The sequence below is a fragment of the Aureimonas altamirensis genome (assembly GCF_023702225.1).
Classification (GTDB): domain Bacteria; phylum Pseudomonadota; class Alphaproteobacteria; order Rhizobiales; family Rhizobiaceae; genus Aureimonas; species Aureimonas altamirensis_B.
Map to the genome: position 1 here is coordinate 1 of NZ_JAMQCO010000006.1, position 24,463 is coordinate 24,463.

At 60.5% G+C, this 24,463-nt stretch carries 26 protein-coding genes and 1 riboswitch; of the genes, 15 read left to right on the plus strand and 11 right to left on the minus strand.

All coding sequences use genetic code 11. From position 1 onward, the window contains the following. The first annotated feature begins 484 nt into the window (after positions 1-484). The 3 genes from NDN16_RS11140 to NDN16_RS11145 all read left to right on the plus strand — a co-directional run bounded on the left by NDN16_RS11140 (position 485) and on the right by NDN16_RS11145 (position 1,535). Positions 485-916 (plus strand): anti-sigma factor, encoded by a 432-nt coding sequence (locus tag NDN16_RS11140; RefSeq protein ID WP_192386126.1) that lies wholly within the window; start codon positions 485-487, stop codon positions 914-916. Positions 917-1,023: 107 nt separating this feature from the next. Next, complete coding sequence (locus tag NDN16_RS21100; RefSeq protein ID WP_353050216.1) at positions 1,024-1,359, plus strand: tyrosine-type recombinase/integrase; 336 nt, start codon at positions 1,024-1,026, stop codon at positions 1,357-1,359. Next, positions 1,272-1,535, plus strand: coding sequence for a hypothetical protein (locus NDN16_RS11145; RefSeq protein ID WP_281413065.1), 264 nt, complete (start codon positions 1,272-1,274; stop codon positions 1,533-1,535). The genes NDN16_RS21100 and NDN16_RS11145 overlap by 88 nt, the downstream gene beginning before the upstream one ends. A gap of 410 nt (positions 1,536-1,945) precedes the next feature. Here NDN16_RS11145 and NDN16_RS11150 read toward each other — a convergent pair whose 3' ends face one another. The 3 genes from NDN16_RS11150 to NDN16_RS11160 all read right to left on the minus strand — a co-directional run bounded on the left by NDN16_RS11150 (position 1,946) and on the right by NDN16_RS11160 (position 4,054). After that, positions 1,946-2,614, minus strand: a complete 669-nt coding sequence (locus NDN16_RS11150; RefSeq protein WP_192386128.1) for an MFS transporter permease — start codon at positions 2,612-2,614, stop codon at positions 1,946-1,948. A gap of 84 nt (positions 2,615-2,698) precedes the next feature. Continuing rightward, positions 2,699-3,199, minus strand: a complete 501-nt coding sequence (locus NDN16_RS11155; protein ID WP_192386129.1) for a cytochrome b — start codon at positions 3,197-3,199, stop codon at positions 2,699-2,701. A gap of 150 nt (positions 3,200-3,349) precedes the next feature. After that, entirely contained in the window at positions 3,350-4,054 is a 705-nt protein-coding gene (locus tag NDN16_RS11160; RefSeq protein WP_192386130.1) for a VIT1/CCC1 transporter family protein, read from the minus strand. A gap of 108 nt (positions 4,055-4,162) precedes the next feature. Here NDN16_RS11160 and NDN16_RS11165 point away from each other — a divergent pair, with 108 nt between their 5' ends. From NDN16_RS11165 to NDN16_RS11215, 12 genes are all read left to right on the plus strand, one after another. Next, positions 4,163-4,765, plus strand: coding sequence for a methyltransferase family protein (locus NDN16_RS11165; RefSeq protein WP_192386131.1), 603 nt, complete (start codon positions 4,163-4,165; stop codon positions 4,763-4,765). Positions 4,766-4,906: 141 nt separating this feature from the next. Beyond that, positions 4,907-5,092: riboswitch (yybP-ykoY riboswitch) on the plus strand. After that, the gene (locus NDN16_RS11170) at positions 5,081-5,638 is read left to right on the plus strand and encodes a manganese efflux pump MntP (RefSeq protein ID WP_192386132.1); all 558 of its coding nucleotides are present in this window, start codon (positions 5,081-5,083) and stop codon (positions 5,636-5,638) included. It overlaps the preceding riboswitch by 12 nt. A gap of 59 nt (positions 5,639-5,697) precedes the next feature. Continuing rightward, positions 5,698-6,075 (plus strand): cytochrome b/b6 domain-containing protein, encoded by a 378-nt coding sequence (locus NDN16_RS21105; RefSeq protein WP_192386133.1) that lies wholly within the window; start codon positions 5,698-5,700, stop codon positions 6,073-6,075. A gap of 338 nt (positions 6,076-6,413) precedes the next feature. Beyond that, positions 6,414-7,343 (plus strand): ArsR/SmtB family transcription factor, encoded by a 930-nt coding sequence (locus NDN16_RS11175; protein WP_192386134.1) that lies wholly within the window; start codon positions 6,414-6,416, stop codon positions 7,341-7,343. A gap of 114 nt (positions 7,344-7,457) precedes the next feature. Continuing rightward, positions 7,458-8,969, plus strand: coding sequence for an alpha-N-arabinofuranosidase (locus tag NDN16_RS11180; RefSeq protein ID WP_192386135.1), 1,512 nt, complete (start codon positions 7,458-7,460; stop codon positions 8,967-8,969). A 179-nt stretch (positions 8,970-9,148) separates the two neighbouring features. Beyond that, a complete protein-coding gene (locus tag NDN16_RS11185) occupies positions 9,149-11,062 on the plus strand; it encodes an ABC transporter substrate-binding protein (RefSeq protein ID WP_192386136.1) in 1,914 nt (637 codons plus the stop codon). Between the two features lie 144 nt (positions 11,063-11,206). Then, positions 11,207-12,211: an ABC transporter permease gene (locus NDN16_RS11190; RefSeq protein ID WP_192391746.1), complete on the plus strand. Its 1,005-nt coding sequence runs from the start codon at positions 11,207-11,209 to the stop codon at positions 12,209-12,211. A gap of 5 nt (positions 12,212-12,216) precedes the next feature. After that, on the plus strand, positions 12,217-13,074 hold the full coding sequence (locus NDN16_RS11195; RefSeq protein ID WP_192386137.1) for an ABC transporter permease: 858 nt from the start codon (positions 12,217-12,219) through the stop codon (positions 13,072-13,074). A gap of 5 nt (positions 13,075-13,079) precedes the next feature. Further along, a complete protein-coding gene (locus tag NDN16_RS11200) occupies positions 13,080-14,108 on the plus strand; it encodes an ABC transporter ATP-binding protein (protein WP_192386138.1) in 1,029 nt (342 codons plus the stop codon). Then, the gene (locus NDN16_RS11205) at positions 14,105-15,031 is read left to right on the plus strand and encodes an ABC transporter ATP-binding protein (RefSeq protein ID WP_192386139.1); all 927 of its coding nucleotides are present in this window, start codon (positions 14,105-14,107) and stop codon (positions 15,029-15,031) included. Before NDN16_RS11200 ends, NDN16_RS11205 begins: the two co-directional genes overlap by 4 nt. A 99-nt stretch (positions 15,032-15,130) precedes the next feature. Further along, the gene (locus tag NDN16_RS11210; protein ID WP_192386140.1) at positions 15,131-16,003 is read left to right on the plus strand and encodes a family 43 glycosylhydrolase; all 873 of its coding nucleotides are present in this window, start codon (positions 15,131-15,133) and stop codon (positions 16,001-16,003) included. A 1,060-nt stretch (positions 16,004-17,063) separates the two neighbouring features. Further along, positions 17,064-17,234, plus strand: a complete 171-nt coding sequence (locus tag NDN16_RS11215) for a hypothetical protein (protein WP_192386141.1) — start codon at positions 17,064-17,066, stop codon at positions 17,232-17,234. Positions 17,235-17,292: 58 nt separating this feature from the next. Here the strand turns inward: NDN16_RS11215 and mnhG are convergent, their stop codons facing one another. The 8 genes from mnhG to NDN16_RS11255 form a co-directional block, all read right to left on the minus strand. Continuing rightward, positions 17,293-17,676, minus strand: a complete 384-nt coding sequence (gene mnhG / locus NDN16_RS11220) for a monovalent cation/H(+) antiporter subunit G (RefSeq protein ID WP_251113704.1) — start codon at positions 17,674-17,676, stop codon at positions 17,293-17,295. After that, complete coding sequence (locus NDN16_RS11225) at positions 17,676-17,957, minus strand: monovalent cation/H+ antiporter complex subunit F (RefSeq protein WP_192386142.1); 282 nt, start codon at positions 17,955-17,957, stop codon at positions 17,676-17,678. Before NDN16_RS11225 ends, mnhG begins: the two co-directional genes overlap by 1 nt. Continuing rightward, positions 17,954-18,295, minus strand: coding sequence for a Na+/H+ antiporter subunit E (locus NDN16_RS11230; protein WP_192386143.1), 342 nt, complete (start codon positions 18,293-18,295; stop codon positions 17,954-17,956). The genes NDN16_RS11225 and NDN16_RS11230 overlap by 4 nt, the downstream gene beginning before the upstream one ends. Then, on the minus strand, positions 18,295-19,800 hold the full coding sequence (locus tag NDN16_RS11235; RefSeq protein WP_192386144.1) for a Na+/H+ antiporter subunit D: 1,506 nt from the start codon (positions 19,798-19,800) through the stop codon (positions 18,295-18,297). Before NDN16_RS11235 ends, NDN16_RS11230 begins: the two co-directional genes overlap by 1 nt. Then, positions 19,800-20,180, minus strand: a complete 381-nt coding sequence (locus NDN16_RS11240; RefSeq protein ID WP_192386145.1) for a sodium:proton antiporter — start codon at positions 20,178-20,180, stop codon at positions 19,800-19,802. Before NDN16_RS11240 ends, NDN16_RS11235 begins: the two co-directional genes overlap by 1 nt. Continuing rightward, complete coding sequence (locus NDN16_RS11245; RefSeq protein ID WP_192386146.1) at positions 20,177-20,584, minus strand: MnhB domain-containing protein; 408 nt, start codon at positions 20,582-20,584, stop codon at positions 20,177-20,179. The genes NDN16_RS11240 and NDN16_RS11245 overlap by 4 nt, the downstream gene beginning before the upstream one ends. Beyond that, the gene (mbhE, locus tag NDN16_RS11250) at positions 20,581-22,896 is read right to left on the minus strand and encodes a hydrogen gas-evolving membrane-bound hydrogenase subunit E (RefSeq protein ID WP_206688143.1); all 2,316 of its coding nucleotides are present in this window, start codon (positions 22,894-22,896) and stop codon (positions 20,581-20,583) included. Before mbhE ends, NDN16_RS11245 begins: the two co-directional genes overlap by 4 nt. A gap of 129 nt (positions 22,897-23,025) precedes the next feature. Beyond that, positions 23,026-24,441 (minus strand): alanine/glycine:cation symporter family protein, encoded by a 1,416-nt coding sequence (locus NDN16_RS11255; RefSeq protein ID WP_192386147.1) that lies wholly within the window; start codon positions 24,439-24,441, stop codon positions 23,026-23,028. Positions 24,442-24,463: the final 22 nt, after the last annotated feature.

Below are 24,463 nucleotides of genomic sequence, written 5' to 3' on the forward strand. Positions count from 1 at the left end.
ATGAGCCGTGGTCGTCTAAGCTACACCACTCCATGGGACACGATCGGGTCAACTTAAAACCGCATGCTGGGGTAGTGTGCCGCCGGCGGGGGATCAAAAATTTTCCGGCCGGGTGATCCCGCCGCCGAGCCTTTCTTAAACGTCCGCTTTGCGCCCCAACCCAGTCGTTCACGGCGCACCCATACGTTCCTAGAAGCGGACATCAAGCCGGCCGTGTGAAATTTTGCTCATCGATGAAGGTGACTTCCTGATCCGCTCGAGAACGATCTTGGCTTGCACTGTGTAGTCGCCTTGCCCCCGGTCCTCATCACGTGTCGTCTGCATACTCTTAAACCGCGAATGGAACAGTCTACGAAAGGCACGCTCAAAACGCACCAGACATAGTAAGGGGCATGTTGTGCAGTCATACTGTACAGTCCGCCCACGCAATCCCTTGTTATTGCTTGAGTCTCGGGCTACCCGGACTGCGGCCGGCAGCAAGTCGATGGTGCGGCGCACGGTACTGCCGGCTGCGGCGGCGGCCATGCTGGCGCTGGCCGCTGGGCTTGGGATCGGCTGGCAGGCAGCCTCTGTCGAACCGCGGGTCGTTGCTATTCTTCTGGATGATGCAGGCGTCCCGCGGGCGATGGTGGAAGATTTCGGAGACGATACCGCGCGTCTTCGCTTTCTCGCGGCCGTCGAGGTGCCGGACGATCGCGTGATGCAGGTGTGGACGCTGCCCTCTGCCGATATGGGCCCCAGATCCATGGATCTCTTGCCGGACTCCCGCGTGACACGGCTGGACGATTTCAACCTGCCGCCGCCGGCAAACGACCAGCTCTACGAGATCACGCTCGAGCCCGAGGGTGGATCGCCAACCGGGCTGCCGACCGGGCCCATCCTGGCGAAGGGTTTCGGCGCCTTCCAGACATACTGATGCGATGGATGGACAAGCGCCTGCCTTGCCACCCTTCGCTACCCGTCAAAGCTCGCGAAAGGGAAACTGGGACGCTTGGCAAAGGGCTGCGCGCGGGCAGAGAAGGCATGCACCCATACGCGGTGGCAATAACTGAGCTTCTCTGCCTGACGGGGTGCCGAGTGGGCGAGATCGCTAACTTGCAATGGTCCGAGATCGATGATGAGGTCCAGTGCCTTCGCTTGGGCGACACAAAAACCGGGAGGAGCGTTCGACCTGTAGGAAAGCCGCTCTTGATTTCCTTAACGCCTGAGCTCGTTAAGTTGGCTCCCCGTTCGTCTTTCCTGTACTGCGTGGGAGCGGCAGCTATCAAGGCATCAAGCGAGTGTCGCGGAAGATCTTCGAAGCTGCTGAGATCGACAGCGCGAGCAGGCATACCATTCGGCACACGTTCGCAACGGTAGCAGCCGGCCTTGGATACTCAGATGCGATCATCGGCGGCCTCCTGAGCCATGCCAGCCGGGGCGTGACGTCCCGGTATTTGCGCCGGCCGGACGAAGCGTTCGTTGCAGCCGCTGATGCCGTATCAACGAAGGTCGCGTGGCTGGCGGTCGACGATCGCGATGCAGATGGTCTCTGAATCGGCCGAGAAGGCATCGTTAACGCGCGTTTGGTGGAATTCCGGTGGTCCGTCTAGCGCGACGAAGGCAGCCCCATGTGGCGGCCTCGAGCGCTCGTGTTGCCGTGGCGGCGGCCCACAACAGATTAGCCCCGCGGGTTTCGCGTAGCTCTTGTTCAATACCGGCCCTTTTTGAGGGCTGAAGTTAACCCAACGCGTTGAACCTCATAACGAGGTAGCGCTTCTGCGCATCAAGCCCAGAAGCCTTCGGCGGTTTGACCGCAAGGCGATCGTCCTCTGACGGTGGAAGCAGCAGACGATCCCGCTTTTCCACGTGGGACAGATACGCATCAGAGTTCGGCAAAATCTTTGCAAGTTAGCTTCGCGTTTCAGACCAATATGAGCGGACGCGCTAGCTTGTAGTGAATTGATTAGGTGTTCGCGGTAGCAATCGCTACGATCAACGTCAGTCCAAGCATGAGCATGGCGCCGACTAGTAGCGTTCCCAGAACTCGCAAAAGTGCCGAAAGTGCCCTGACGCCAGCGTGCGCTGTAAACCAACGCGTCAGTACCGCCGCGTACCAGAGTAGTCCAAGCGCGAAGACGGCGGAACCGGTTACAACCTCTCCGATTGAGCCGTACCGCCCAACCGTTGTTGCGATATCGAAGATTAGTACGAAGGGCGCTGCGACATAGCACTGGCTGTAAAAAGCTGGGCGGAGCGTATCGCGCGTGACAGCCAGTCCTTTCAGGCGGACGCTCTGCACTGAAAACAGGAGTGGAAACAGACTGAATAGGACGGCGCGGAAAACAAGAAGGTTGCGCCCGTCTGCCAATATGCCGGTCAACTCACGCGTGGGTATCGCATAGCGCAGCTCAACGAGATGGGCGATCGCTAGTGTCAGGAACAAAAATATTGGCGGGCTGAGTGCTTCCGCAAAGCGTGACTTCGGGTCTCCCGTCAGTTCAAGCTGCGCATAACTCATCATATACTGGGGCCGGCGCACGCACCGCCAAAAAGTCAAAGGGTAGAAGAGAAGCCAAGAAACAATCTCGTAGAGGAGCTCCTCAACGGATTTCAAAAGGTTCATAAAATCCAAATGGCTTTCCCCACAGTGCTGCGCTTTTGCCTCAATATCAGCGGCCGGACGACAGCGGCTCTACCTTTAGGACAGCTTAGTCGGTCACCTGACCATACGCCGTAACACGTCACTATGGAAAATGAAGTGCTGCGACAGCGCGCCAGCGATATGAACGCCGATGAGCACGAGCAATGGCGTCCAAAGCAGGGTGTGGAAGCCCGCAAGCTCATCAGACTCCGTTAACCAAGCAGCAAGCCCCAAGGATGGCATTGCTAAAAGGCAGGCGTAGATCCCCGCGTGTGTGATCTTCGCAAGCAGCGTGGCCCAGCTCGGTTCGTTAACAGGGTAGGGCGGGCGGCCATTTTTGATGCGATCAGCCAATCTGATGACGGCAGCTACCAGGACAGACGTACCAGCAACAATGTGTACCCACCCGAACGTTTGAATAGTTGAGTTCAGTGCAGCGCCCTCGGTCGTGGCGTCCCAAAGACCCTCCATGTACTCGGACTCCAACCATTGCAGGAGGATGAGCGCGACGATTACCCAATGAAGTACACGGCTTAGCCGCGTCCATGAGCTACCTTGTCGATCAACGTAAGACATGCTGCTGGTCCACTTTCTGACGGCTGCGATTGACACCCGCGACGAAGAGACCACAGTTACATCGCAACAGCATTTCCCGAACTATACAAATTTGAAACCTTTGCTGACATGATTGGCGAAGTCAGCACGTGTCAGGCCATGGGGATCGAGCTACCCCACCGCCGTTCCTACGATCGCACCAATTGCGGCCGTAACTGTCATTGCGAGCGCGCCCCAGAATGTGACCCGTGCAGCAGCCTTCGCCATTCCCGCGCCGCCTGCCGCAGCGCCAACAAATCCGAGTATTGCGAGCGATACCAGTGCTGAACCTGACACGGCCCAGCTGGTGAGATTGGCAGGTGCGAGCACAGCGGCCAGAAGTGGCAAGGCTGCTCCTATGGAAAATGCCGCCGCAGATGTCAAAGCTGCTTGCACAGGCCGGGCCGTCGCCTGTTCGAACATGCCGAGCTCGTCCCGCAGATGCGTGCCGAGCGGGTCATGTTCCATCAGTTGCCGCGCCACCTCGACTGCAAGGTTTCGTTCCAAGCCGCGATTTTCATAGATGCTCACAAGCTCCTCCAATTCCGCCGCCGGCTCTTCGCGCAGTTCCTTAGTCTCGCGTTCAATGTCAGCCTTTTCCGTGTCCAGCTGCGAACTGACTGAGACGTACTCGCCGGCCGCCATGGACATCGCGCCAGCTACTAGGCCAGCTGTCCCGGCGATCAGAATGGCGCTTGTGGATGCTGAGGCTGAAGCTACGCCGACAATGAGGCTGGCGGTTGAGACGATCCCATCGTTTGCGCCGAGGATCGCTGCCCGGAGCCAACCAATTCGCGCTACAAGGTGGCGTTCGCTGTGAACTCGTGGGTTCAGCATTGCTAGCTTCCAGTACCTGAGCTTATCTGAACTGCAACCAGCCTAGCGCCGTGTTCGGGCTGTTGAGACCTGCGTATTTCCCGGTGCACCAACAGGATCCAGGATAGCATGACCCTATCTCAGTTTCAGCACTATCGCCGAATTGTACTGGCGGTCCTTATCATGCTGATTTCGGCCGGCCTGCTCTTCGTCGGGTCGAAGGGAAGTGAAGCGCGACACGATAACATCGAGGCTGTTGGCTTAGGTCTCATCGTCATCGGCATACTTGGCCGACTATGGTGTACGCTATACATCGGGAACCGTAAGAGCGCGGTGCTGGTGGATGTGGGCCCATATTCGATAACGCGCAATCCGCTGTATCTCTTCTCGAGCGTCGCTGCGGGCGGGGTCGGTGCGCAGACAGGCAGCATTATCCTGTCCTTGCTGTTCTTCATCGGATCGGTCGTAGCATTTCAACTCGTCATTCGACGGGAAGAGCGCTTCCTGAGTAGCGCGTTCGGGGCACCATATGAGACTTACCTACAGCGTGTCCCACGTTTTTGGCCATCGATACAAGGATGGCGAGATGAGCCCGTACTCACCATTTCAACCGGGAGGCTATACACGACGTTTCAAGATGGCCTCGTCTTCTTCGCTGCGAAACCAGCCTTCGAGTTCGTCGAGTACCTACAGCGTTCGGATGTCCTGCCAGTTCTTCTGCGGCTTCCGTGAATTTACCTGTTCGACTCATTAATCCGTTACAAGGGAGCGACGTGGTAAGGACGAAATTGTTTGTCGCCGCCAGTTGCAAATGCAAATCAAAGACATTTAAGATATTGATACTGTTTGCCAATTTGGCTTTGATGTTGTAGGACGCCCCTTATCGGGGAGTAGCTACCGTTGCGAAACGGGGGCGCGTCAACACACTCGTGCACGAGCACGTGGCGCGTTCAGCCGAACAGGCCCAGCAAGACCGTGGCAACCGTTTCACCGCTTGCGGACAGGTGCGACGGGCGCCCGGTTCCGCATGTCCGTTGGGTTGTTCTCATGTCTCCCTTTACCATTGCCGTACTCGCAGTCAGCATGTCAGTCGACGCCTTTGCCGTCTCGGTTGGACGCGGTGCTGCGATCGGGCAGCCCCGCTTTTCCGAAACCCTTCGCACAGAAGCGGTTTTCGGTATTGTTGAGGCAATCACGCCGGTCATCGGTTGGGCTGCCGGCGTTGCCGCAAGCAGCTTTGTCGAGGCAGTCGATCACTGGATTGCATTTGGACTGCTCGGCGCCGTCGGCCTGCACATGCTCTTCTCCGCCCTTGTCAAGAAGGAGCAAGATGCGCCGGTCGGACGATCGATGACCGTTCTTCTCGCGACGGCTATCGGTACGAGCCTAGACGCTATGGTCGTGGGTGTGTCGCTGGCGTTTCTCGACGTCAACATCGTGGTCATCGCAATCGCGATCGGTCTGGCAACGTTTCTCATGTCATCCGGCGGCATGCTCGTCGGCCGCCTGATCGGAGAACGGTTCGGCCGGATCGCGGAGGGCATGTCAGGCGTTGCCCTTGTGTTGCTGGGCGCATCAATCCTGATCGAGCACCTCAGCGCATAACCGGGCACAAGGTCAGCGGGTCGGGAAGATGGCGGGATACCGATGCGCGTTATGGATTGGTGAGCCGGTGCCTGCACTGGGCTGCCGCCTACCTCCTCGGCTGGCAATTCACCACATTGCTTGGTTGGCGCATCCTCGGTGATGGAGAGTTCATGCGCACGATCTCCAACTTTGGACCCTATCATGGGACAGTCGGCGTGCTCGTCCTTGCAATCTTTGTTCCGAGGTTCTGCTGGGCATTCCTTAACCGAAAACGTCGCCGGCAACCGGACGGTTCAGTGTGGTCCGAGTTGGCGCGCGGTGTTCATATAATCTTCAACGTGCTCATGTTCGTGGTTCCCGCTCTTGCGCTACGTCGCGCATATGGAAACGGGAAAGGCTATGACCATTGGGGGCTACGCTTATTCCCGCCACCGGCCGAGAAATGCCGTGGCTGACCGCTCCCGCCGACATGCTTCATGGCCCGTTGGCTTGGACATTGTCGGTCCTGATCGCCAGGCATATCATCATGGCTCTGCGGCCCCACGACGGGGAGGCGGGCATGAGAAGGGTAGCATGGTTTTCCGGCAAGTTGATTCTGGACCGGCTAACAGCTCTATGACTGCGGTTCATTTTGGTGATTAGGTACCCGCCCTGTGGACAAAAGAGCGACTTTGGGCTTCCCCTTCTGATCGACGGACTGCTGTCTTCAAGAGTGATTTATACCCGAAAACTTGATATGCAATCAAATGCGTTTTATGACCGAGCTGTACATACTTGGTCGTGAGGTAGTTTCGTGAGCCGCAATTTTCTCGTCGTCGATCCGGAAGAAGGTCAGGAGATCATAAGGGGGCTCGCATCGGAAACCCGCGTGCGCATCCTCAAACTCCTGCATACCGAAGGCGGCATGAACGGAAACGATATTTCCGAACGGCTGAGCCTGCCGCAGTCGACCGTATCTACCAACCTGCAGATCCTAGAATCGGCCGGCCTGATCCGGACCGATGCGCAGAAAGCCCGCAAGGGCAGTCAGAAGATCTGTTATTCCCTGTTCGACGAAATCCTTGTCATGTTCAAGGAAGGCGTGGCCAAGCAACGCGAGAACATGATCGAGGTGAGCATGCCGCTCGGCCTCTACACGAGCTGCGAGGTTACGGCTCCTTGCGGGCTTTGCTCGCCTAGCGGCATCATCGGCCTGCTCGATGTGCCCGACACCTTCCTGAACCCCGAACGCATGAACGCCGGGTTGATCTGGTTTACGCGGGGATATGTCGAGTATCAGTTTCCCAACAACGCACACTTGACGCGCAGCACGGTGGACGGGCTGGAAGTATCGCTGGAACTGAGCTCCGAGGTGCCGGGCACAGCTTCCGACTGGCCAAGTGACATTACCATGTCGATCAATGGCCGCGAGATCGGCACCTGGACATCTCCAGGCGACTTCGGCGACAAGCGCGGCGTGTACACCCCAAGCTGGTGGAAGCTGAAAGGCAGCCAGTATGGCAAGCTGAAAAGCTGGCGCGTCACGGCCGACGGTACCTATGTCGATGGGTTGCGCGTCTCTCCGATCGCCATCGCGGACCTCGATCTGGCCACGCATCACTCGATCCGCGTGCGTATCGCAGTGAAGGCAGATGCACGCCGTCCCGGCGGCATGAACATTTTCGGCCGTGGGTTCGGGAACTACGACCAGGATATCGTCCTGCGTCTGCAAACCGGGAACTGAAGAAACCTCGGATTGTGCGCTGACAGGGACGATCCGCCCTTGCCAATGCCTTGCGGCTGTTGCACAACGGATTATCTGATACGTATCAGTTTGTCTGCTGCAAGGGAGGGCGGTATGAAAGCCTATGCCATCGCCAATACGGATTTCGTCGTTTCGAAGATCGACGACCGCCTGTATGGCGCGTTTCTCGAACATTTGGGACGCGCGATCTATGAGGGAATCTACGAGCCCGACCATCCGACTGCGGATGCCGATGGCATGCGCGGCGATGTCGCTGAACTGGTTCGCAACCTGAATTGTCCTGTCGTGCGCTACCCCGGCGGCAATTTCGTGTCCGCTTACAATTGGGAAGATGGCGTCGGTCCGCGTGAGAACAGGCCGGTACGGCTCGACCTTGCCTGGCATACGGCTGAAAGCAACGCAGTCGGAATCCATGAATTCGCCGACTGGTGCGCGACCGTCGGGACCGAGATGATGCTGGCCGTCAATCTCGGCTCACGCGGTGTCGACGAGGCCCGCAACTTCCTGGAATACTGCAACCATCCAGGCGGCACCTACTGGAGCGACTTGCGCATCAAGAACGGACGTGCCGAGCCGTGGAACGTCAAGATGTGGTGCCTCGGCAACGAAATGGACGGCCCCTGGCAGGTCGGCCACAAGGATGCCGACGAATATGGCCGGCTGGCCGCCAACACGGCGCGGGCGATGCGCATGTTCGACAGCTCGCTCGAGCTGATCGTCTGCGGGTCGTCACATTCGGATATGCCGACCTTTCCCGACTGGGAGCGGATCGTACTCGAGCATACCTATGATCATGTCGATTATGTCAGCCTGCACATGTATTTCCGCAACCCGGAAAGCGATACGGCCAACTACCTCGCCTTGAGCGAAAAGCTGGATCGCTACATCGAAACGGTTGCCTCCACCATCCGGCAGGTCAAGCACAAGAAGCGCTCGAAGCGCGATGTGCGCATCTGCTTCGACGAGTGGAATGTCTGGTACCATTCCATGCAGCAGGACCGCGCCATCCGCGACGGACATCATGGTTGGCCGCATGCGCCGGCGCTACTGGAAGATATCTACAATTTCGAAGACGTGCTGATGGTTGGGCTGGTGATCAACACCTTCATCCGCCGGTCGGACGTCGTGCGCATCGCCTGCATCGCCCAGCTCGTCAACGTGATCGCCCCGATCATGACGGAAAAGGGCGGCCCGGCCTGGGCGCAGACGATCTACTATCCGTATTATTTCGCGTCCGTATACGGCCGGGGCGTGGCGTTGCAGATGCCTGTGCGCTCGCCTTCCTATGAAAGCAAGCATGCGGCCGAGACGCCGTACGTGGATATCGCCGGCGTGCATGACGAAGATGGAGGTACGCTGACCTTCTTCATCGTCAACCGCAACCCGGACGAGGCGATCGACACCACCATCGACCTACAGGGCTTTACCGGGCGCGAAATCATCGATCACCAGGTTATGACGCATCCGGATCTCCGGGCAATCAACACAGCGGAAAACCCCATGGAAGTGGCGCCGCGCAAAGGGGCAGGGGCGCTACTTGGAAGTAAGGGACTGTCGCTCTCGCTGCCTCCCTATTCCTACCAGATGGTTCGCCTTTCCATTTAGCTACATACGATCTTAGCAGGCATGGCGGGGAGGTCCGACATGCCCGAACTAGATATCATGAAAACGGGTTTATATCGGAAAGTTTGTTGACCGATAGGTCCGCGTAAATTAGGTTTGCTGCAAGAATGGCAAAGACCGTTCACGCAGGTGAAGACGGGCACGGCCCGCGGGGAGGAACGATGCGCAGGCGAGAGTTTCTGACGGGCACGGCATCCGGCGCCCTTCTGGTTGCAACCGGCGGGTGGAGCTGGGCGCAGGATGCCGCCGCACCCACGCTGGGCGATATTCCGCGCGAGCGAACGATCATTATTCAGAACCCTGAATCAGCCATCCGCAACCCGGGGTGGTTCAATATCTGGGTGAATGCCGGAGGCGGCATTATGAACGGGCTTCAGCAGCTCGCGATGGACACGCTATGGTACATCGACCCGGATGCGGGCATCGAGGGGCAGATCGACGACGGCATCTACCATTCGCTGGCGGCCGGCCCCTGGGAATATTCGGACGACTTCAAGCGCATGACCGTACGCCTGCGCGACAATCTGCTCTGGAGCGACGGCACGCCGTTCACGGCCGACGACGTTGTCTATACCGTCACCAAACAGATCGAAACGCCGGGCATGATCTGGTCCAGCACCTTCTCGACGCAGGTGGATTCCGTCACGGCACAGGATCCGGCAACGGTCGTATTCGAGCTGAAAGAGCCGAATTCCCGCTTCCACGCCATCTTCTCGGTGCGCTGGGGCGCCTGCTGGATCATGCCGAAGCATGTGTTCGAGGGCGTCGACGACGTCCTGAACTTCCCGTTCAACCCGCCTGTGTCCATCGGCGCCTATACGCTCGACAGCTTCGACCCCAACGGCACCTGGTTCATCTGGAACAAGCGGTCGGACTGGGATCGCACCTCGCTTGGCGTCGTCGGCGAGCCCGCTCCGGAAAGGGCGATCTATCGCAACAACATCTCTATCGACAACCGCCTGATCGAGATGCGCAACGGCAATCTCGACATGATCCACGATCTGACGCCGGAAGGCGCCTTCTCGATCATCCAGCAGGATCCGCAGACCCAAGGGTGGTTCAAGGGCTTCCCTTATGCCCATCCGGACCCCACCCTGATCCACGCCATGTTCAACCAGCAGGGTATGCCGATCTTTCAGGACAAGCGAGTGCGCTGGGCACTGGCCCTCATGTTGGATGCGCGTGCAATGAGCATGGCCAGCTATCGCGGGGCAGCCACGCTTTCGGCGATCGCCGTCCCGCCGACCGGTACGCATCCGCGCGACTATCACGAGCCACTGCAGCAATATCTTATGGATTACGAGCTCGATCTCGGCGCACGCAAGATCAAGCCGTATGACGCGGCGGTGCCGCTGCAGATCGCGGATATGGTGCGTGGCCAGTTCGGAGACGGCGTTCCGAGCGACGAGGCGGAGGTGCGGCGCGCCTTCGGCTATGGCTGGTGGAAGCAGGATATCGAGGCGGCTACGGAGCTTCTGACGGCAGCCGGGCTGACGCAGTCGGGCCGCCAGTGGCTTCTGCCCGACGGGCAGCCGTTTCGCTTCAGCCTGATGATGCCAACGGACGGCGTCGTCAACCGCCTTGGCAGCCTGATGGCGCAGTTGTGGTCGCAGCAGGGAATTCAGGTGACGCCCGAGCCGGCACCCGACGTTCGCGAGCGGCTGACCGCCGGCGACTACGTCGCCTGCGTCCGCTGGGCCGTGGAAACATACGGTGGCCACCCGGATCTCAGCTTCTTTCTCGACAGCTATCACTCGGACTTCGTTTCGCAGCGGGGCACGGCGCAGCCGCCGCGCAATCTTATGCGCTACAGCACCCCGAGGCAGGACGAGATCATCGAGGAGATTCGGCGGATCGACTTTTCCGACCCGAGGACGCTGGAGCTGGGGCACGAATTCGTCAAATACTATATCGACGAAATGCCGATCATTCCGATCATGGCGTACAACGTTTTCGCCATCCAATCGAACCGGTACTGGACCGGGTGGCCGAGCGCCGACCAGCCTTACGCCAACCCCGTCACCAACTGGGGCAACAGCCGGTATGTCCTGACCCAGATCCGGCCGGCAGGCTGAGGCGCTTGCGCTTTCTTATGCATCGGCGGACGGGGCGCAATGCCGGCCCGACCGCCGGGCGCCCCGTTCCGCTACGCGCTTGCCTTTCGCTTTCATGACGACGAGCCTCTCCGCCGTTCGGGCGTCTCCCAGTGGAGCACCACGATGAATCCTTACCTTCGCTTTGTGGCCGGCCGTCTGCTTCTTCTGTTCGCGGTCATCTTCTTCGGCGTATCGGCGGCGTTCTTCATTACCCACCTGTCGCCGATCGACCCGGTCGAAACGGCGCTCGGGCGCATCATCAATCAGGCGAATTTCAGTCCTGATGCCGTTGAGCAGATGCGCGCCACGCTGACGGACCTCTACGGGCGCGACGCATCGCCGGTCCAGCAATACATAACCTTCTGGAAGCGCGTCTTCGTGGGCGATCTCGGTCCCTCCATCATTGCGTTTCCGACGCCAGCCATGACGCTGGTCTGGCAGGCGTTGCCCTGGACGTTCTGCCTGCTCTTCGTATCGACGCTTATCACCTTCGCCATCGGCAATATCCTGGGCGGCATGGCCGGCTACCGGCAAAACAATGCGATCCTCAAGGCGCTCGGAATGCTGGCCGTAACCCTGCAGCCGATACCCTATTACGTGGTTGCCTTCATTCTGCTTCTGATCTTCGGCTTCGTCTGGCCGGTCCTGCCGATTTCCGGTGGCTTCGGCATGAATGTATCGCCGGGTTTGAACTGGGCGTTCGCCTCGTCCGTCTTTCTGCATTCGCTGCTGCCCGCCATCTCGCTGGTGCTTGTGGGGTTCGGCAGCTGGTTCCTTGGCATGCGGGCCCTGGTTTCGAACATCGTGACGGAGGATTACGTCACCTATGCCGAGCTGGCAGGCGTGCGCCGTCCGCGCATCATTCGCTCCTACGTCATGCGCAACGCGCTCGTGCCGCAGATCACCGGCCTTGCGATGGCGCTCGGCACCGTCTTTTCCGGCACCATCATCACCGAGCAGGTCTTCAACTATCCGGGTCTCGGCTCGCTGCTGATCGATGCCGTGTTCGGCGGTGACTACTCGGTGGTCCTGGCGGTTTCCACCGTGTCCATCGTTGCGGTGGCAACGACGATCTTCATCGTCGATCTGCTGTATCCGCTGCTCGATCCTCGCATTCGCACGGAGTGACCGGCATGTTCGCTGTCCTGCGCGACCTCATCCGATACAATATCGAATTTGCGTTCGGTCTTCTTCTGCTGGGCGCCATCATCCTCTTCTCGGCCGCCAGCCTGTTTTCGCCCAATGATCCGGCGATGCTCTATACGGTTATCCCCGATCAGCCGCCCTCATGGGAGCATTGGTTCGGCACCAATTCACGCGGTCAGGATCTGTTTTGGCAACTGTCGTTCGCGTTCCGCAACAGCCTGATCTTCGGCTTCACCGTGGCGCTTATCAGCCGGATCATATCCATCTGCGTCGGGCTTGCATCCGGCTATCTCGGCGGCTGGGTGGACCGGGCCCTGATGTTCGTCAACGATATCTTCCTTGCTCTGCCGATCTTTCCGGTGCTCGTACTGTTCTACTTCGTCCTGCGCGACAGCATGGACAGCTTCACCCTTGCACTGCTGATGGCCTGTTTCGGCTGGCCCTACGATGCGCGGCTGATCCGCTCCGTCGCGATCGGCCTCAAACACCGCGAGTTCACGCGGCATGCCGTGTTTTCTGGCATGTCGACACCCCGCGTGCTGGCGCAGGAGCATTTGCCCTACGTCATGCCGATCGTGTTTTCGACCTTCATGAACAACATGCTCTGGTCGATCGGGTTGGAGGTTACGTTGGCGGTGCTTGGCTTCACCAATATCAACGAACCGACGATCGGTACGGTGATCTATTGGGCCAACTCGCATTCGGCCATGGTCGTGGGCGTGTGGTGGTGGCTCGTCATCCCGATCATTCTGGTGATGATGACCTTCCTTGGCCTGTTTCTGCTGGCGGTCAGCACCAACGAATATATCGATCCGCGAAGCCGGCTGCGCAGGATGGGGGGCTGAGGGCCATGAGCGAGAATATCCTGACGGTGGAGGGCCTCAAGGCCTATTATCAGATGGGCTATTTCGGCGTGAACCGCGAGGTCCGCGCGGTCGACGGCCTGACGATGGCCGTGCGCCGCAACGAGGTTTACGGCATCGCGGGCGAAAGCTCGTCCGGCAAGTCGAGCCTGTTGAAGGTGCTGGCGGCCGCGATACGCCCACCCATGCGGGTTGTGGACGGTACGGTCGCCTATGATTTCGGCGATATGTGCATCGACCTGACGAAGGCATCGCCCGAACAGGTGGACGCCATCCGGTGGAAGCGCCTGTCCTACATCATGCAAGGCTCGATGAGCGTGCTCAATCCCGTAAGGCGCATCGGCAAGACCTTCGAGGATTTCGCCAGCCGGCCGCTCGGTCTGAAGGGTGAGCCATTCAGGACGCGCGTCACGGAGCATCTGGCGATGCTTGGCCTGGGGCCGGATGTTCTGCGGGCCTTTCCGCACGAACTGTCCGGCGGCATGCGCCAGCGCGTCACGATCGGGCTGGCGACGGTGTGCCACCCGCAGTTCATTCTGGCCGACGAGCCGACGACGGCTCTCGATGTCGTCGTTCAGAAGGAAGTGCTTAGCCTCATCCGGGACTTGCGCAAGGCCATGGGCGCATCGGTGATCTTCGTGACGCACGATATGAGCGTTCATGCCAATATCGCCGACAGGGTGGGCATCGTCTACGCCGGCAAGCTGGTCGAGGACGGCCCGACGCGGGACATGTTCTTCGCACCCAAACACCCCTATACCGCGCATCTGGTGGCCAGCCTGCCGCGGATCGGCGACACGTCGCAGCGACCCTCGCTGGAGGGCCGGCCGCCCAACCTTTCCAATCCGCCGAGCGGCTGCCGCTTTCATCCGCGCTGCCCTCTGGCCGTAGAAAAATGCCGCAGCAGCGTGCCGCCCCTCGAAACGGTGGCGCGCGACCACAGAACGGCCTGCTGGCGCTGGCAGGATGTGAAGCCACTGGTCGGGAGCGCCCATCGCGCGGGGGTCTCGGCATGACCACTTTGCTCGATGTTGCCGGCGTCTACAAACGCTTCTCCACCGGCGGCCTGCTGGCGCGCCGTATCGTCAACGCGGTGAACGATGCGTCGTTCTCGTTGAGCGCCGACAAGCCTGAGATCTTCACGATCATCGGGGAAAGCGGTTCCGGAAAAACGACGCTGGCGCGGATGATCCTTGGTCTCGAAGACGTGACCGAAGGGGAAATCCGCGTTCGCGGAGAGCGTGTCAGCCGCAAGGACGGGCGGCGCAAGCGGCTGGAGTACATGTCGCATGTTCAGCCCGTGTTCCAGAACCCGTTCGAGGCGTTCAACCCGCTGAAACGCGTGGATCGCTATCTTGAAAGCACCGCGCGCCGCTTCCTGAAGACGAGGGACCGCAAGGTGATCGCACAAGCAAGCGATACCGCCCTGCAAAAGGTGGGTCTGAGCCTGGCCGAGATCGGTGGCCGCTTCCCTCATGAAATGAGCGGCGGCCAGTTGCAGCGCACGGCCATCGCCCGGGCGCTGATCCCCAACCCGCGCCTGCTGATTGCCGACGAGCCAGTGTCGATGGTGGATGCGTCGCTTCGGATGAGCATCGTCAACCTGCTGCGAAGCCTGCGGGACGATCATGGCGTATCGGTCATCTACATCACGCACGATCTGGCGACCGCCTACTACATCTCAGACCGGCTGATGATCATGCAACGGGGCCGCATCGTGGAGATGGGGCCGGCGCGCGCCGTTCTGGATGCTCCCGAACATGCCTACTCGCGCCTGTTGAAAGACAGCGTTCTTTCGACGGAAGACGCGGGCGAAGGGCGGCTCGACACAAACCGTGCGGCAATCCGTGAGGTGACGGCGCTGGCCGGGCGCCCGAGTCGTTTAATGGAGCAGCCGGACGGCCGCCTGCTTCGCGTCTACGACAACAACGAAAACTAGGGTCGGCTTTCCGTGTCCAGGCAAATCTTTCGCGATCCGCTCGAGGATGGTGCAGCCGACCCGACCGTTATCCGGAACCGGAAGACCGGTGACTGGTGGATGTTCTACACCAACCGCCGCCCCTCGGTGGCAGGTGGAAAAAAGTGGATTCACGGCACGGAGATCGGGGTGGCGGTGTCGCCCGACGATGGCGCGTCATGGCATTATCGCGGCACGGTCGACGGTCTCGACAATCCTGCCCATCCGGGCCGGAACACCAAATGGGCGCCCGAAATCATCCGCGACGGCGACGTCTATCATATGTACCTGACCTATATCGAAGGCTCACCCGACTCCACGACCGCCGGCCATGACCGCTCAATCATCCATCTGACCAGTCCCGACCTTGCGCGTTGGACACGCCATGGTTCGGTCGAGCTGTCCAGCAACCGGGTTATCGACGCCTGCATCTTCCATTGCCCCGATGGCCTCTGGCGCATGTGGTACAAGGATGAAGCAGACGGCTCCAGCACCTGGAGCGCTACCAGCCGCGATCTGTTTTCATGGACGGTCGAGGGCAGGGTGATCGCCGGGCTGCCGAACGCTGCGCCTCATGAAGGGCCGAATGTCTTTAAGCTCGGCGGTTGGTACTGGATGATCGTCGACGAATGGCGAGGGCAGGCCGTCTACCGATCCGATGATTGCCTCAAGTGGCATAGGCAGGGCATGATCGGAGATCTGCCAGGTGCCGATTCCGGCGACCGACGCTATGTGCGTCATGCCGATGTCGAGGCCTTCGACGGTCATGCGGCGCTCTTTTACTTTACACACCCGGAATGGGACGAACTGGTACAGGCGACCGGCCCGCAAACCGTTGCGGCGCGCCGGACTGCCATCCATCACGCGCGCCTGACAGTTGAGGAGGGTAGGCTTTTCATGGAACGTGACATTGAAGGGAGCCATCCGATCCTTCGTCCAAAGAAGGGATCTTAAACACAAAGCGAGCCGCCTACACTGTAGATGGCTAGTGCAGAGATCTATCGCGTCACGGTATACCCTGAGGTTGGGTGCCAAACGACACGGCACCGCCGTCACATCTGGTTCAAATTCGCCAAAAGTGACACGTCCGGCCATCCGCCTAAATGCTGACGTTACAACAAGTGCCGGCGCTGATTGGGGTCGGCCGCTATGACTGCTTTGCGCCCCTTTTCAGACCGTTAGGCAAACTCCGCCTTTGCTGCAAACCGGACGCTCAGCCCTTTCCCGCGAACAGCTGCAGCGCACCCTTATTTTGGTTGTTGAGGGAGAACAACGTTTCGTCAGACCGTTCTCGCCGTTCTTGCTTCGGTGGTGATTGACGCCGGAGATATTGATATAGTCGAGACGTCCATGCGAATTGCACTCTCGCTTGATCACTCAGACATGCCGAGCTCATCCCAGAGGTGCGCGCCGAGCGGGTTATGTTCTCACAATTTTCGTGAAAGCTTACAAGCTTAAAAGCTTGCAATTCTGCAGCTAGCTCTTTGCGGAGTTCAGCTATTCGCGTTGGATGTTGGCCTTTTCCGTATCCAACCGCGAATTAACTGAAACGTACTCGCTGGCGACCTTTTACATCGCGGCAGCAGCCAAGCCAGTAGTTCCGAAGATACGATTTCTCGTTCGATGATGCTGAAGCTGCAGTTGGGTCGACAACAAAACGGGCGGCTGGGCCCATCTCATCGTTGGCGTCGAGAATTGCTGCGCACAGCCACCCAATGCGCTCTACAAGGCGGTGATTAGACATGCCGCCTACAGCAGCCCTTTGCAATATATACCGAGGCGCGCGATGCCGATGATACACGGTGCAGACTTTACGGCTTGATCACGCAGGTTGCTCGAGAGCCCAGAATTAAAAGAGTAGCTGCGGCCGTGCAGCCTTCACACAGTCTTGAAACAGGCGATCTTGCCGAAAGGCGGGGAAGCGTTCGATATCCACGCCGGGTGCAGGCGCTAAAGGGCGGATGCAGGTCTTGGAAAAACGTTGGTCGGGCCGCCAGCGTCGGAGACACTATGCATGACCCTGATCGACCTTCTCGTCATTGTTGCCGTCGCAGCCTTCATTGCCTTTGCATTCTGGTCCACCCGGCGTCACCACCAGGACCGGATTGATGCTCAGAAGGCATCCAAGGCCGAAAGGCTGGACGCGTGCGCGAAAAAACTGCGCCGGGATTCGCCTCTTCCCTGAACGGGCCGGGTCGCGTCCGCACCTTCAAATCCTCGATACAGTCGATGATGTACGCGGCCTAGCGCTCCCGTTCGACTGCGATCCGTTCCTCAAGTGAGGATCCCTGCCGCTCGATCACGCTGGAAAGTGCGTCATCGCCTAGGAGTCCATCGATCTTCTCGCCCGACGTGTAGGCCGCGCGGCCGAGCAGATGGCCTGCAATTGGAACGGTCAGCAACAGGAAGGCTATGACAAAGGCACCAATAATTGTTGGACCGACACCTTGCATCGAGCATATGGTTCCGAGGATCGCGAAGATTGCGCCGACCGTGCCCGCCTTGGTTGCGGCATGCATGCGCTGGAATGGATCGCGAAAGCGGATAAGGCCAAGGGCGGCCGCGAAGATGAAGGCGACGCTGATCAGCTTGAAGACGACGGCAAAGAGGAGAAGCAGTGCGCTCATCAAAGTCTCCGTTCCAGGAAGGCCGCGAAGGCGCATGTCGCCACGAAGGAGATGAGCGCGACGCCGACTGCTACATCCAAGAATTCGCGGCGGCCCGTCAGATCGGCCGTCAGGGCCGCAAGGGTGATAGCAATGCCCGTTAGCATATCGATAGCGATGAACCGGTCTGCAAAGCCGGGACCGCGCGCCATGCGCCAGAAGGTCATGGCCAGCGGAACCACCAGCAATGCGACGAGCGTGGCGTTTACTATACTGAGTATGTGATCGAGCTGTTCGATCATAGTTCCACCCTCCGTATCCGCGCCTCAAAAGTCGAAACGATGCCGCTGACGAGACCCTCCGGGTCCGGCGCATCGAGCGCATGGACGTAGATCCATTTGCGGTCATCGCTGACATGCAGCGAGCAGGTGCCCGGCGTCAGGGTGATCATGTTGGCCAGCGTTGCGATGCCGAGGTCCGTCTTCAGCGTGATGGGCACGGCCACGATCGCCGAGCGCGTTGCCGGGTCTCGCGCAAAGGCGGCGCGTGCGACCGCCCATGACGACGTGATCAGTTCCCGGAAGAAGACGATGAAAAGTTCCGAGCCGGCGGCGATGCGCGAGACGAGCGAGTTTGCCATCAGCCGATCCTCATGCCCAACACTGTTTCGATGTACTGGGTGGGGTCCACCAACTGCTGGGCGGCCGCTTCGGCAAAGGCCACGAATGGCTGCGCGAAGAGCCCGATGGTGACCGTCAGGGCTGCCAGCAGCATGATCGCGGCGTAGAAGGGCGCCGGAACTGCGCGCCTGCGCTTCTGCCACTGCGGTGCGGGCTTCCAGAAGCCTTCGGCCCAAATCTTGCTCATCGAATAGAGGGTGAGCAGGCCGACGAAGAGCCCAAGGCCCGCAAGCCACCAGCGCTCCGCGCTGAACGTAGCGTCGATGACCATGAACTTGGCCCAGAAGCCCGACAAGGGCGGAATGCCTCCCAGCGACAAAGCGGGAATCAGGAACAGGACGGCCAGGATGGGGTGGGCCGCCAGGAGGCCGCCGCTCCTGCGCAAATCGAAACTGCCCGAGCCGCGATGGATGGCGCCGGCGATCAGGAACAGGTTCGCCTTCACGACGATGTGGTGGACGATATAGAAGATGCCGCCCGCCAGCGCTGCGGGTGTCGCGAGAGCTAGGCCCAGGAGCATGTATCCGATCTGACTGACAATGTGGAAGGACAGGATCCGCCTCACATCCCATTGCACCGCGGCCCCGAATACGCCGAACACCATGGTGCCGGCCGCGATCACCGCTATCACCGGTCCGAGGCCAGAGGTCTCCATGGGCAGAATCAGGGTGAAGACCCGGAAGCAGGCATAGACGCCCACCTTCGTCAGAAGGCCGGCGAAGATGGCTGCCACTGTAATCGACGCCGTGTGGTAGGAGGCCGGAAGCCAGAAGAACAGCGGGAAGTAGCCCGCCTTGATGCCGAAGCCGCAGAACAGGAGGACGCCCACGATGACGAGCGTCAGGGAGGGTTCCGCGCCGCGCAGCTTCAGGGCGATATCGGCCATGTTGAGCGAGCCGGAAACGCCGTAGAGCATACCGACGGCCATCAGGAACAGGAGCGTCGACAAAAGGTTCAGCACGGCATACTTGAAGACGCCGTCGAGCTGGGCGCGGGTCCGGCCGATCGCGAGCAGGCCCATCGCCGTGATGAGCATGATCTCGAACCAAACATAGAGATTGAAGATATCCCCCGTCAGGAAGGCGCCGTTGACGCCCGCCAGCATCCCGTTAAAGAGCGGGTGGAAGCCGGCGCGTTCTTCCCGCTGCCGGATGTCGGCCGTTCCGAAGATCATCGTTGCGAGGGCCATGAGGCCGGTGATGGCGGCCATGGCGGCGGCCAGCCGATCCGCCACGAAGCTGATCCCGAAGGGTGCTGCCCAGGTACCGAACTGGACGGCCACGACGCCATCCATATCCACCCGCCGCAACAGGTAAAGACCGGCGAGGAACGTCGCCAGCGTGCCCAGCAGGGAAACGATCCGCTGCGCCTTGCGGAAATTCCACAGAAGCGCCGTCAGGCCAGCGGCCAGCACTGGCGCCAGGACCGGCCAGAGGACGGCGTTCGTCATCATCATGCCCCCCATCAACGGTGCTCCTCGGCGTCGAAGGGGCTGCCGAGGCGCTCCGCGTCGTTCAGATCGCGCGTATCGATGGCTCCGTTCGAGCGCATGAGCTGGAGCGCCAGCGCCGATGCGAAAGCCGTCAAGGCAAAGCCGATTACGATGGCCGTCAGGATCAGCGCTTGCGGCAGGGGGTTTGCGGTGTCCATGCCCAGTTCCGACATGTCGGCCGGCATGATGGGCGGAAGGCTGCTGACGATCCGCCCGCTATACAGGATCACCAGATTGACCGCCGCCGACAGGATGGCGACGCCGATGATGATGCGGATGACGTGGCGCGACAGAAGCATGTAGACCCCGCAGCTCGCCAGCGCCGAGATCGCCAGCGCGTAGATCAGGTTCATGCTTCGGTTTCCTCGTAGAAGCGCAGCACCATGGCCATGACGCCGCCGATCACGACGAGATAGACACCGATATCGAAGAAAAGCGCAGTGCCGGCGTGGAAGTTTCCGATGTGCAGCCACCAATGGGTCAGGTAGGACGACGAGGTCACCAGGCCCGGCAGTCCGCTGACAATGGCCATGGTCAGGCCGCAACCCGCTAGTGCCACGGGATGGACATACAAGGCCGTGCGTGCGGACGCCGCGCCATCCGCAAGTGCCAGAACCGCAAATCCCGAAGCCGCCACGAGGCCGCCCACAAAGCCACCGCCTGGGAAGTTGTGGCCACGGTAGAGAATAAAGAGCGATACCGCGAACATGATCACGAAAATGATGCGGGACATCGCCGACAGGACGAGCGAGCTCATGCGGATTTCCCCCTGCGATGCGCGCCACGGACACGCAGCATTCCCCAGACGCCGATGGCAGCCAGGCAGATCACCGCGATTTCCCCCATCGTATCGAGGGCGCGGAAGTCCACCAGGATGACGTTGACGACGTTCCGGCCATAGGCCTCGGCATAGGAGGCGCGTCCGTAGAATTCGGAAAGGCTTAGGTCGAGCGGCGCGCCGGTCATGGCGAGGAGGCCGGCGAAGAGCAGGAGGCCGAAGCCCACCGACATCGCCGCATCCATGACCCGTTCGGAACGGGTGCGCGAATGACCGAGTCGAACCGGAGTGCGCAGAAGAAGCGCCGTCAGGATCAGGACGATCAGTACTTCGACCGAAAACTGGGTCAGGGCGAGGTCGGGCGCACCGTTCAGGAGGAAGATCAGCGCCGAGCCGAAGCCGATCATGCCCATGGAAACGACGGAGGTCAGAAGCGAGCGCACCCGTGTCGCGATCATGCCGCCGGCCACCATCAGGATCAGCACGGCGGTCGGCGCTAGGCGGAAGCCTTCCATGGACAGGTCCAGTTGCATCGACGGTGCGACCAGAACCAGCGTCCCTGCCGACACGGCCAGGACCGTGGCTAGGACGATCGCCGTATAGCGGTGCTGGTCGCCATTCTGCAGCATGCGGGTGGACAGGCGGGCCAGCGCCAGCGTGCCCTCGAACAGGCGGTTGTATCCGGCGTCGCCGAGGAGCCTGGCCAGCACCACATTGCTGCCGAGCCGGCGCACGGCTAGCGGCCAGGCCAGGTAGAGCAGGACGCCGAGCGCCACCACGGCAAGGCTGAGCATCAGCATGGGCGTGACGCCGTGCCAGAGATACAGCGAAAAGGCGACCTCCTGGCCCGCGATCGCCGTGGCCGCCGCATTGGTCAGCGGTTCGGCGACATTGGGAAAGAGGCCGAACAGAAAGCCCGCCGCTCCGAGCAGCAGCGGCCCGGCGACGAGGCCCGGCGATTCCCCGTGATAGATTTTCGATGGGGCTCCCGAGCCAAGTAGGAAGGGCCGCAGCGCCGCCGTCAGGCCGATCATCACGAAGGCCGCGTTGCCGACGACTGCGGCGACCAGGAGCAAGTAACCCGCACGATCGCCCAGCATCGCCTCGAAGATCGTCTCCTTGGCGATGAAGGCGAACAAAGGCGGCAGGCCGGCCATCGCCAGTGCCGCGAGTACGCAGGCCGTTGCCGTGAGCGGCAGGCGCCTGCTGAGGCCACGCATGGCAAGGATGTCGGGCTGGTGCGTCGCATGGATGGCCGTCCCGGCGCAGAAGAACAGGGCCGCCTTGTACAGCGCATGGGCAAGGATGAAGGTGACGACCGCAACGCTGGCGACAGTGCCGCCGAGGCCGATGAGCATGACAAGCAGGCCGAGCGAGCCAACGGTCGACTGCGCCAGGATGGCCTTGAAGCCGCCCTGCATCAGCGCGCGCAGCGCGGCGACCAGCAGCGTCAGCGCCCCGAAGAAGACGAGCGTCGGCCCGAAGGCGGGCATGGCGGAAAAGGGGGCGTCCAAACGGGCCAGAAGGTAGACGCCCAGCTTGACCATGGTGGCCGAGTGCAGGAAGGCCGAGGCCGGGGTCGGCGCGGCCATGGCGTTGGGCAGCCAGAAATGGAACGGGAACTGCGCAGACTTGGTGAATGCGCCGATAAGCACAAGCACCAGGATGGCCGGTGCGAGCGGCGAAGCGGCAAGCTCCGGGCCGCGCATGGCGATCTGCGACAGGGACCAGGTATCCAGCGTCAGGCCGATCAGGAGGATACCGCCGAAGAGCGCCAGTCCTCCGCCCGCGGTGACTATCAGCGATTGCAGGGCCGCCTTGCGCGCATCCTTCTTGGCGGCGTCGAAGCCGATGATGAGATAGGAGAAGAGGCTAGTCAGCTCCCAGAACACATAGAGGCCGATGAGATGGTCGGACCATACTGTCCCGAGCATCGCCGCCATGAACAGGAGGATCAGGCCGATGAAGCTGGCGCGCCGGGTGGCCGGCGCATCGGCGAAATAGGCGTTGGCATACAGGACGACCAGGGTTCCGATGCCGGTTACCAGAAGGGTGAACAGCAGCGAGAACCCGTCCAGCCGGAAGGTCAGCGAAACTCCGAGTGAAGGCACCCAGCTGATGTCTTCGACGACTTCGAACCCACTGCCGATGTCCGGCAGATAGAGGATAAACCAGACGAACAGGGCGAAGGGGATGAGCGCTGCCGCCGTGCCGAGCCGCGCACCGGTCAGGCGCAGAAGCCAGAAGCACAAGCCCGAAATGATGAATAGCAGAGTTAAGCTTATTGCCACGTAAGCACAGATCCCCAATTATCACCAGCGGGATAGCGGGCTAAAGCGAGCTGCGTCAACACGCTCACAAAGAATCTATGCTTATGCAGAGTGCGAGATGGTGTTCCGGTACCGGAACACCATCAGACGTCATTTTGACCAGATATCGCTATCGATGCGGCCCTGCAGCTCCGGATAATCGTCCGCTACGAAGACTGGCGACTTGCCCGCTGCACGCTGCCGGAAATAGTCGCGGGTCAGTTTGACCACCGTACCCGACAGGAGCACGATCGCAATAAGATTGATGGTTGCCATCAGTCCCATGGACGCATCCGCAGCGTTGAAGACGGTCGCCACGCTTTCATAGGCGCCCCAGACGACCATGGCCATGGCAGCGAGCCGCAGGAGCGTCATGGGGACCTTCCCATCGGCGCTCAGGAAGGCCATCGCATTTTCGGCATAGGCGAAGTTGCCGATGATCGAAGTGAAGGCAAAGAAGAAGATTGCCACTGCAATGAAATACAGTCCGAAGGCACCGAACTGCTCACTCAGCGCATTTTGCGTCAGCGTGGCGCCTTCGATCGCGCCGCCGAACTGGTAGACGTCCGACAGAAGGATCATGATGGCGGTGCAGGTGCAGATGACGATGGTGTCGATGAAGACGCCGAGCGCCTGCACGAAACCCTGCGACGATGGATGGTGCGGTTGCGGCGTTGCGACGGCGGCAATGTTGGGTGCCGAACCCATCCCCGCCTCGTTCGAGAAGAGGCCGCGCTTCACCCCGTTGAGCATCGCGGCCAGGACACCGCCGGTGACGCCGCCGGCGGCTTCTTGAAGCCCGAAGGCGTGGCTGAAGATCAAGGCAAGGACGCCGGGGATCTCCGACAGGTTCATGATCACGACGACGATGGCCAGGAGCAGGTAGAGCCCGGCCATGAGGGGCACGATGACTTCCGCGACGCGGGCGATCTGACGGATCCCGCCGAAGATGATGATGCCGGCCAGGATGGCGACAGCGATGCCCACCGACAGCTTGTCGAAGCCGAAAGCCCCTTCCATCGCATCGGCGATCGAATTCGCCTGCACGGCGTTGAAGACAAGGCCGAAGGACAGGATGAGGAAGATCGAGAAGAGGCTGCCTGCCCAGGGAGCACGAAGACCCCTGGCGATGTAGAAGGCCGGGCCGCCGCGATACTGGCCTTCGGCATTCTCGACCTTGTACAATTGGGCGAGGGTGGATTCGGCATAGGCCGTCGCCATTCCGAGGAACGCGACGACCCACATCCAGAAGATGGCGCCGGGTCCGCCAAGCGACAGTGCGACGGCAACGCCGGCGATGTTGCCGGTACCGACGCGGGACGCGAGCGAGATGGTCAGGGCCTGGAAGGGGCTGATGCCGTGTTTGTCCGTCGTTTCGGACTTGGAGACGACCCGGAAGAATTCGGGGAAGTGGCGGAGCTGTAGAAAGCCCAGGCGAAAGGTGAAGAGAATACCGACCGCGAGAAGCCCGTATATGAGGATGTAATTCCACAGAACGCCGTTCAAGGCGTCGATAAGGACTGTCATTGTTGTGCAACTCCGAAAAAGT